This window comes from Steroidobacter sp., assembly GCF_036406195.1.
In the GTDB taxonomy this organism is placed as follows: domain Bacteria; phylum Pseudomonadota; class Gammaproteobacteria; order Steroidobacterales; family Steroidobacteraceae; genus Steroidobacter.
The window spans coordinates 1-8289 of the sequence record NZ_DASWVW010000058.1 but is presented as its reverse complement, the minus strand read 5'-3'; the positions used below and the strand labels follow the sequence as shown (position 1 = coordinate 8289).

The window sequence follows — 8289 nt, the reverse complement described above, 5'->3', positions numbered from 1 at the left end:
AATAGTCTGTGGCTCACTCGATTAGCTGATCATCTGGAGAATGAAAGATACAGCCGCTGCGTTGCGCAGAATTACTCAGCTGCGGTGAGGCGTTTCCTCGCCCACCTCGAGAGGAGACGGCTGGTTGTTGAGAGCGTGCAGCTTCCAGATGTTGAGCACTATCTAACCGCCCTTCGGCTATCCCGGAAATTTCGCGACCGGCGTGGCCGAGCAACTACGGGGCTACGCAGACTGCATCGATCCGCGATTCATATGCTGCTGCGCTTGGTCCACGGAGCGTGGCCGGCCGTGAAGACTCCGCCTACTGCGCGCGAACTCCTGCTTCGTCAAATCGTCAGTGAGTACGACACGTGGATGAGCGAACTGCGTGGTTTAGCCGCAGAGACGCGAGCCGATCGCTGTGCTGAGGCACGTCGATTCCTCAAATGGTTGGAAGAGAACGGCAAGGACCAACTTGCAGCGATCGCTGTTGCAGACATTGATGCCTACGTGCGAACGCATGGCGCACCTGTACGACGAACAACGTGTAAAGCAATGACGATCCGGCTTCGAAGCTTCCTGCGCCATCTGCATCTTTCGGGAAGAACTAACCGGGACCTGAGCACAGCCGTCATCGGGCCAACGCTGTACGCCTTTGAAGGGATACCCTCGGCGTTGCAAACGGAAGATATCAAGAAGGTCCTGCAGGCGACGCGCCGGGATCGTTCGCCCATCGGCCGTCGCGACTACGCGATATTGATGTTACTGACGACTTACGGACTGCGTGCCGGCGAGATCACGAAACTACGCGTGGAAGACGTCGACTGGAAGCGCAGCGTGCTTCGAGTGCGTCACTCGAAGACCAGAGCCCACTCCGAACTGCCTCTTCTTCCGGAACCGGGCAATGCTATCCTGAATTACTTGCGGCATGGTCGACCACACACCACGGTTCGTGAACTGTTCATGCGAAGTCGCGCACCGTACCGAGGGTTCGCCACGGGGTCGAGCTTATACACGCCGATAGGCCGTCGACTTGCCGCGGCTGGCATCTCGCCGCAGGGCAAGAAAGGACCGCACGCGTTTCGTCACGCCAGAGCGGTCAGTCTGTTGCGATCAGCGATACCGCTGAAGCTGATCGGCGATGTACTGGGACATCGATCAGTGGACTCGACGGCCGTTTATCTGAAGCTGGCCACTGAAGATCTGCGCGCAGTCGCCTTGGAGATCCCGACAGGGGTGCCGACATGAAGCCCCTACCAGTTGAGGATCAGGAGAACATCCGGCGCTTCATCAAGAAGCTGAAACTTCGTCATCCGAAGAGTCCCATAATCTACAGCTGCATCTTGAGAGACTTTCAGCGCTTCGCCATCCAACGATGCGTCGGCAAGCCGCTCGCCGCAGACACCGTGCGCGCGTGGTTGGAGGAACGGATCCAGCGATGGCCCCTGCACATCGTCTTTCATCGCGCACGACTGGTCGACCGCTTCTTGGACTGGATGACAGCGTGCGATTGTCTTCCGAGCAATCCGTTGCATGAACTTCGCAGCGAATACGGCCAGCGGACGACCACGCCGATCATACGGGCTTTGCTCAGTTCCGATTCCGCCACTGCTCTCGAACGCTTGCGTCCCTTGCCTCGGTTCGGGAGTTTTCTCGGCCCGCGGATGCAGGAGCATGTGGCGCTCATGCGCTCACTGGGGCACCGCTACGATGTGTACTCGGATCGGTTGCTGCGCTTCGATCGGTTCCTGCAGCGTCGGCCGGATCTCATCGATGAGTCGTTGCCGGTACTAATCGAGGCATGGCGACAGGCGGGTACCGGGCTGCAACATGAACTCGAGAGCCAACAGTGTGGCCGGATCTTATCCAAGGCATGGCGCCGCGCTGATCCGAGCGTTGCCCTCGGATCGATTGATGCGGATCTGGAGCGTCGAGTTCGGGAGCAACATCGGCGACCCTACATTTACACAGAGGACGAGGTGCGGCAGTTACTGGCCACCGCGCGAACGTTCCCATCGCCACTGGCACCGCTTCGTCCGCTCAGTCTCTATACGATGCTGGTGCTTTCGTACTGTGCCGGACTGCGGCTCCGCGAAATCGTGAATCTCACGGTGGGCGACGTGAACCTGGAGGAGGCAGCGATCGAGATCCGCTGCACGAAGTTCTTCAAGTCTCGACGACTGCCGTTAGCGCCCAGCGTAATGGCCGCCCTCAAAGCCTATCTTGACGCGCGCCAGAAGGCCGGTGCTCCAACGGGGCCTGCCGCCGGCTTGTTCTGGCACCAGCAGTCGGCAGGTCGATACTCCCAGGTTATGGCAGGCAAGTTACTGGTGAGAGTGTTGCGCCGAGCAGGACTCAAACCATCACCCGGGAAAATCGGGCCGAGAATCCACGATCTTCGGCACGCGTTCTGTGTGAACCGCATGTTGACGTGGTATCGCGAAGGCATTAACCCGCAATCGCGCTTGCCGTACCTGGCCACTTATCTCGGACATAAGAATATCAACTCGACCCTGATCTACTTGACCATTACGCAAGAGTTGCTTCAGCAAGCCAGTGAGCGCTTCCGACGGAACGGCGCCGCGTTGCTGCGCGTGGGAGGGCAATCATGAAGACGACTTCCTTCCCGAGCCTCTTACACGCGTTCTTCCATGAATGGTTGGGACAGCAGCGAAATCTATCTCACCATACGGTGATGTCGTATCGTGACACGTGGCGCCTGTTCCTGCGCTTCGTCTCTCAACGTCAGAATCGTCCCGTCGCTCTACTGTCGCTGGCGCAGTTGAACGCAAGCGAAGTGCTCGCGTTCTTGCTGCACATCGAACAGGAACGCAAAGTCACTGTCGGTACGAGAAATTGCCGTCTGGCCGCTCTCCACAGCTTCTTTGCTTTCGTCGCCCAGCGTGAGCCGCTGGCGCTCGCCCAGTGCACCGAGGTTCTACGTATCCCCACAAAGAAGACCGATAGGCCGGCGATGTGTTATCTGGATGCTGATGAAGTCACCGCGATCCTCAAACAGCCGGATCGGTCCCGCTTGGAAGGGCAACGGGATCACGCGCTGCTCGCGTTCTTGTACAACACCGGCGCGCGGATACAGGAAGCGCTCAGCGCGTCCCCCGGCGCAATCCGCTTCGAATCGCCTGCACAGGTGCGGCTGTTCGGAAAGGGTCGGAAGGAACGGATCTGCCCGCTTTGGCCGGAGACCGTTGAGTTGCTCAAGGCGCTGCTGAGGCGACAGCCGCGTTCGGACGACGAAGTGATCTTTGTCAACTGCTATGGTCGTCCTCTGGGAGCCGCCGGCGTTCGCTTTAAGCTCGATCAATATGTTCGGGCCGCCTCCAGAGAAGTGCGGTCGCTCAGACAAAAGAACGTCACTCCGCACACGTTTAGGCACACCGCGGGTGTCCACCTCGTTGCGGCAGGCGTCGATGTGACCGTCATCCGCAGCTGGCTCGGACACGCCAGTCTGGATACCACGAATCATTACGCCCGAGCGAATATCGAGACCAAACGGAAGGCACTTGAGCAGGTCGATCCCTCAACAAGGCCAGGCAAGCCACCACGTTGGAAGCGCGAGGCCGCATTGCTCGCGTGGCTCGACTCGCTGTGAAGACCTCGCGTAAATAATGAGAAGCTCAGCGGCTCGCCCCTCTGCGAAAAACGGTGGACGGGCCGCTTCCTTCGCATTACTGGGTCCTTTTGATTACCGCGTGAGGTGCTGTTCGACAACACCAAGACGGTGATCCTCAAGCGTGATGGCTATGGTCCCGGCTTGCATCGCTGGCATCCGGGGATGCTGGATTTTGCCGGCGACTACGGCTTTCAGCTGCGTGTGTGCCGCCCGTACCGGGCGCGCACCAAGGGCTCAGACTCATACTGCACCTCGTCAGTTGCGTGTTGATGAAGTTTCGACATCGACCTGATATTCGCGCTTGTGCGCGAACTTCGCCGGCAGGTCCTCCGGCGGGATCTCGTAGAGGAAGTCACCGCGATCGTTCACGGGATGGGCGCGCAACAGACCGCGACGACGCCATCCGTGGACGGTCGAGACGACAACGTCGTAGCGAGCGGCCACTTCCTGCGGAGTGAGAAGCCCCTGGGTACGTAGGCGCGTGTATCGATCGGTAAGCTTGTAGATGTGACGGAGCCGTCCGATGCGTGCCGCCGTCCAGGGCGTTGTTACTACGGTACGCACACCGCGCTCGTTGAGCAGATCGGCGATCTCCTTATCGGTATAGGTATCGATCAGCTGATCGATCTCCTTGACGATGGCGGCATCCGTCGTGCGTAACTCGACGCAAGACTTTGGCAGCGGCAGATCGAGCGAACGCGTGGCGCCCCCGACAAAGCGGATATCCACGTGTACCGAGTCACCCTTGGTCAGCGCCACGTCCTCGATCAGTAGGCGCAGCATGCGCTTCTTGTCCTTCATCGGCGCGTGCGGATCGCGCCAGAGACGTGGGAAGTCTGTTGCGAGGGCCATCAGCTGCGCACGCTCGCTGTCGGTGACGACGCTCACATCTGCCGCGGCGGCCTTCTCGTACGCCTCCTGTGCCGCAGCGAGTGCACGCAGCTTTGCGTTCCAGTCAGCCTCCAGCGCATCCGCAACGAGGCGATTGTCAGGATCGACCTTCAGGAAGCGGCGCTGCGCGAGTTCTGCTTCATACTTCGCCCGCTCCACGTGCTGACGACGCAGCCGATCGGCGTCCTGCTGCCGGTTCGCGAGCTCCTGCTGCACGCTTAGCGCGACTTCTATTGCAAGCGGCGTCATCGCCTCGATGATGATATCGCCGATCGCCGCGTCGAGCGCACCTCCGTGCACCGTTTGACACAGACCGATCTCACCTCGATGCATCGGGCGGCGACCGCACCAGTAGGTGGGTACCTGGGCATTGTGGTGAGAGTGATAACGAACCGACATGCGCTCGCCGCAGGCGCCGCAGATCACAAGTCCCTGCAACAGGGCAGTCCCCTCGCGCGCAGGACCGCGATGTCTGTCCGTACTCCAGGCCAAAGCATTTCCCTTCACGCGCTGCAGGTTCGACAGATACTCGCCCCATGTGATGTAGCCCGGATGCATATCGCGCAGTAGGATCCATTCATCGCTCGGGACCTGCCGCGAGGAGTACTTGCCGCTCGGCAGACGGCGGTGTTTGGTGCGCCCGAAGACGAAGGCGCCGGCATATCGTGGGTTGTGGATGATCTGCCGGGCGCGACAGTGCAGGAGCTCCGCCCACACGAGCTCGCCCTTGTGCGCGCCGCTTCTCAGGCGGCGCGGGAAGAGCAAGTCTTTCGCGTGGAACTCCTTGACGACCGCCAGGCAGGATCCCGTGCGCCTGAAGGTATCGAAGAACAGCTGCACCGCCGCCCGCACTTGAGCGTCCGGATCGAGGATGACTCGATCCTGGGCATCATGGACGAACCCGACCGGCACCATCTGCTTGAGTTCGCCGCGACGAGCGCGGCTCAAAATGCCGCCGCGAAGGCGCGCTTTGAGCACATGCAGTTCCGCCTCGCTCATCGTGCCCTTCAGGCCCAGCAGCAGGCGATCGTTGAAGTGCGCCGGATCATACAGCCCGTCCTCATCGAGGATGAGAGTATCCGATAGTGCGCACAGCTCAAGCAGGCGATGCCAGTCAGTGGAGTTGCGGGCCAAGCGTGATACTTCTAGCCCAAGCACGATGCCCACGCGCCCGAGGCCGACTTCGCTGACAAGACGCTGGAAGCCCTCGCGGTCGGTGCTGGCGCCGGATTGCCCGAGATCGCTGTCGATCACAACGATTCGATCAAGCGGCCAACCCAGCGCCACGGCGCGCTCACGCAGCGCATACTGACGCTGCGTACTCTCGGTATTCTCAAACACCTGTCGCAGTGTTGACTGACGCACGTAGAGATAGGCCAGGCGCGACAGATGCGTGGTCGTGTTTTCTGATGAGCCTCACTGTTCAGTGGCATGGGTGACATCCCTCCGTCTGTGAAGAACGTTGGAGATCACGAGTCGAGAGCACCAGGCTCGCCAGAAGTGTCGTGATGTCGTGTCGTTGGACGCCGCAAAGCCAGCTCGGCACCTCACGGTCACCCGTGAGACTCGCCGCTACCGGTGGCTTCGCTGCATCCGTAGCCGTAGCCGCAGACGCGAGCGATGCACGGATCACGGCGTCAATGGCAGTGAGCCAGCTAGGCAGCCCCTCACGCAGCAGCAGCGCCAGACCCACACCACACCGCTGGCCTGCGCTGCTCGCCGCCGTTTGATCGCTTCGCGCTCCGATCACCTGCGAACGAAGCAACTCGTACTGAACGGCATACTGCGTGGGCTCGAGCGCAGCGGCTTCGGCGATCACCGCAGTTTTTTTTCCTGCCGCTTTAAATACGGAAGCAGTCGTCGCAGGATGCTGCGCGGGTGCGCCTGGATCCCGCAGCGCTTTGCCAGCAGTGCCGCCAGCTCCTCGCCGCTGAGCATCCGTTCGGCATCGCGCACTGCCTGAGCCAAGATCGCGAGGGCTTCGTCGGTGAGCTTGTGCGGTCGCTTCGGTCCACGCTTGTGTGGAAGCAAGCCCGGCAGACCTTCGCGGCGGAACAGCTCCTGGGTGACGTAAAAGACCGGACGAGACAGCCCGAAGGCTTGCGCCGCATCGACCACGGCCCGTCCCTCCATCTGGACACTGCGCAGCATCTCGTACTTGACCTGCAACAGATCGTTCGGATCGAAGAACGCACTGTCGCGAAAGAGTGGATCGGTCACGTTCTGGGGGTGGGGATGGGCAGCGCCCTGCGACTGCAGAGCCTGCTGGCGACGTGTGCGCTGACGTGGGCCTGATGCCATCGCGCTTCCTCGGAAAGAGGGTTGCCGACATGTCTTCGCAATTATGTACCAATACTTTGTGATTCGCAAGTAATTTCAGGTACAGATCCGCGGCAAATACCATTTCTATAGTACTACATCGACTTCCTCCACGGCATGTGTGACGTATCTTCATCGAGTGGAGCACATATTTTGCAAGACTGACAGCACAGAATTTACCTAACATGACGGAACCTCCTTCGCGTGCAGGTACGCATCGATGAGGGCACGCAATTCACGCAACCGATCGGTGCGGAAAAAGGCGCGGCCGGCGCCGACCGTGACGACGAGATCGGGTTCTAGAACATCGGTCCACTCGACTGGCAGCGTGCGCAGCCGCCCATCCGGACCGGCATACGAGACGCGATCTCCGCCCCAGTTATTACGTACCGCGAGCAGATCGAACGTCTGTCCTCGCAACGGATGGAACGGATGGGTGACGGTAAAAACTTGTGCGCCATGCTCGTCACCATATGCAATGCGCGCTTGACTCCAAGGGCAAGGTCGAGCGCTTCAACGGCTACCTCAAAGGCAGCTTCCTCGTGCCGTTGGCAGCGACGCTGCGTGCTGGTGGGCTGAAGCTCGATGTCGACACGGCGAACCGCGAGGTCCTGCGCTGGCTCAATGAGGTGGCCAACACCCGCATCCACGCCACGACGGGCGTTCAACCGTGTGTGCGGCTGGCCGAAGACCAGGCACAGCTCACCGCGCTGCCGATCCGCGCCAGCCAGGGCGCATCGGCGATCTCACGCGGCAGCGTCATGCCCCTTGAGTCGCTGCAGCATCCGCTGTCGGTGTACCAGGCGCTGCTGGAGGACGCGGCATGAGCCTCCAACAGCAACGCATCGCCGCGCTGTGCGAAGAGCTGAAGTTGCCTGTGATGAGCGCTGAATGGTCGGCTCTGGCTCAACGTGCCGCCGACACTCAGGCCAGCTTCGCAGACTTCCTCACCTCGCTGCTCGAGAGCGAGCAGGCCGCCAAGACCGAGCGCATCCGGCAGACACTACTGAAGCTTGCCACACTGCCCGCGGTGAAGACGATCGAAAGCTACGACTTCAGCTTCGCCAGCGGCGCACCGAAGCAGCAGATCCAGGAGCTCGCCTCGCTCAGCTTCATCGAGCGCGCCGAGAATGTCGTGCTGCTCGGGCCCTCTGGCGTCGGCAAGAGCCATGTGGCGATGGCGCTGGGTTATCGCGCCGTGATGGCCGGCATCAAGACGCGCTTCATCACCGCCGCGGATCTGATGATCCAACTCGCCGCTGCCAAAGCACAAGGCCGGCTGAAGGGCTACTTCAACCGGGCGGTGCTCGGTCCGAAGCTGCTCATCGTCGACCTATGTTGAGGACTCAAATATGTGGAGCCGGCGGACCTCGACATCGGTTTCGCACGGAGAAGCTGGATGATGCACTCCACATATCTTTAGAGTCTCCGAAGCCAGGGAATGAGCTCCGCGCCGTTGATCATCAGCC

At 60.8% G+C, this 8289-nt stretch carries 6 protein-coding genes and 3 pseudogenes; 6 read left to right on the top strand and 3 right to left on the bottom strand.

The window, feature by feature from the left end; all coding sequences use genetic code 11:
- Positions 1-252: 252 nt before the first annotated feature.
- The 4 genes and pseudogenes from VGE08_RS22475 to VGE08_RS22460 all read left to right on the top strand — a co-directional run.
- On the top strand, positions 253-1227 hold the full coding sequence (locus VGE08_RS22475; RefSeq protein ID WP_331070168.1) for a site-specific integrase: 975 nt from the start codon (positions 253-255) through the stop codon (positions 1225-1227).
- Complete coding sequence (locus VGE08_RS22470; protein ID WP_331070167.1) at positions 1224-2591, top strand: tyrosine-type recombinase/integrase; 1368 nt, start codon at positions 1224-1226, stop codon at positions 2589-2591. The genes VGE08_RS22475 and VGE08_RS22470 overlap by 4 nt, the downstream gene beginning before the upstream one ends.
- Positions 2588-3589 (top strand): tyrosine-type recombinase/integrase, encoded by a 1002-nt coding sequence (locus tag VGE08_RS22465; protein ID WP_331070166.1) that lies wholly within the window; start codon positions 2588-2590, stop codon positions 3587-3589. The genes VGE08_RS22470 and VGE08_RS22465 overlap by 4 nt, the downstream gene beginning before the upstream one ends.
- A 93-nt stretch (positions 3590-3682) precedes the next feature.
- A pseudogene (locus VGE08_RS22460) lies at positions 3683-3844 on the top strand (IS21 family transposase); the annotation flags it as partial.
- A 21-nt stretch (positions 3845-3865) separates the two neighbouring features.
- On the opposite strand, the gene VGE08_RS22455 reads toward VGE08_RS22460, so the two are convergent.
- From VGE08_RS22455 to VGE08_RS22445, 3 genes are all read right to left on the bottom strand, one after another.
- Positions 3866-5842 (bottom strand): recombinase family protein, encoded by a 1977-nt coding sequence (locus VGE08_RS22455; RefSeq protein WP_414717525.1) that lies wholly within the window; start codon positions 5840-5842, stop codon positions 3866-3868.
- 474 nt (positions 5843-6316) lie between these two features.
- Complete coding sequence (locus VGE08_RS22450) at positions 6317-6802, bottom strand: helix-turn-helix domain-containing protein (protein ID WP_331070164.1); 486 nt, start codon at positions 6800-6802, stop codon at positions 6317-6319.
- 198 nt (positions 6803-7000) lie between these two features.
- On the bottom strand, positions 7001-7300 hold the full coding sequence (locus VGE08_RS22445; protein WP_331070169.1) for a DUF5372 family protein: 300 nt from the start codon (positions 7298-7300) through the stop codon (positions 7001-7003).
- Between the two features lie 11 nt (positions 7301-7311).
- Between VGE08_RS22445 and VGE08_RS22440 the strand changes: the two are divergent.
- Positions 7312-7647: pseudogene (locus VGE08_RS22440) on the top strand (IS21 family transposase); the annotation flags it as partial.
- Positions 7644-8153 (top strand): annotated as a pseudogene (locus tag VGE08_RS22435) (ATP-binding protein); the annotation flags it as partial. The pseudogenes VGE08_RS22440 and VGE08_RS22435, both read left to right, overlap by 4 nt.
- Positions 8154-8289: the final 136 nt, after the last annotated feature.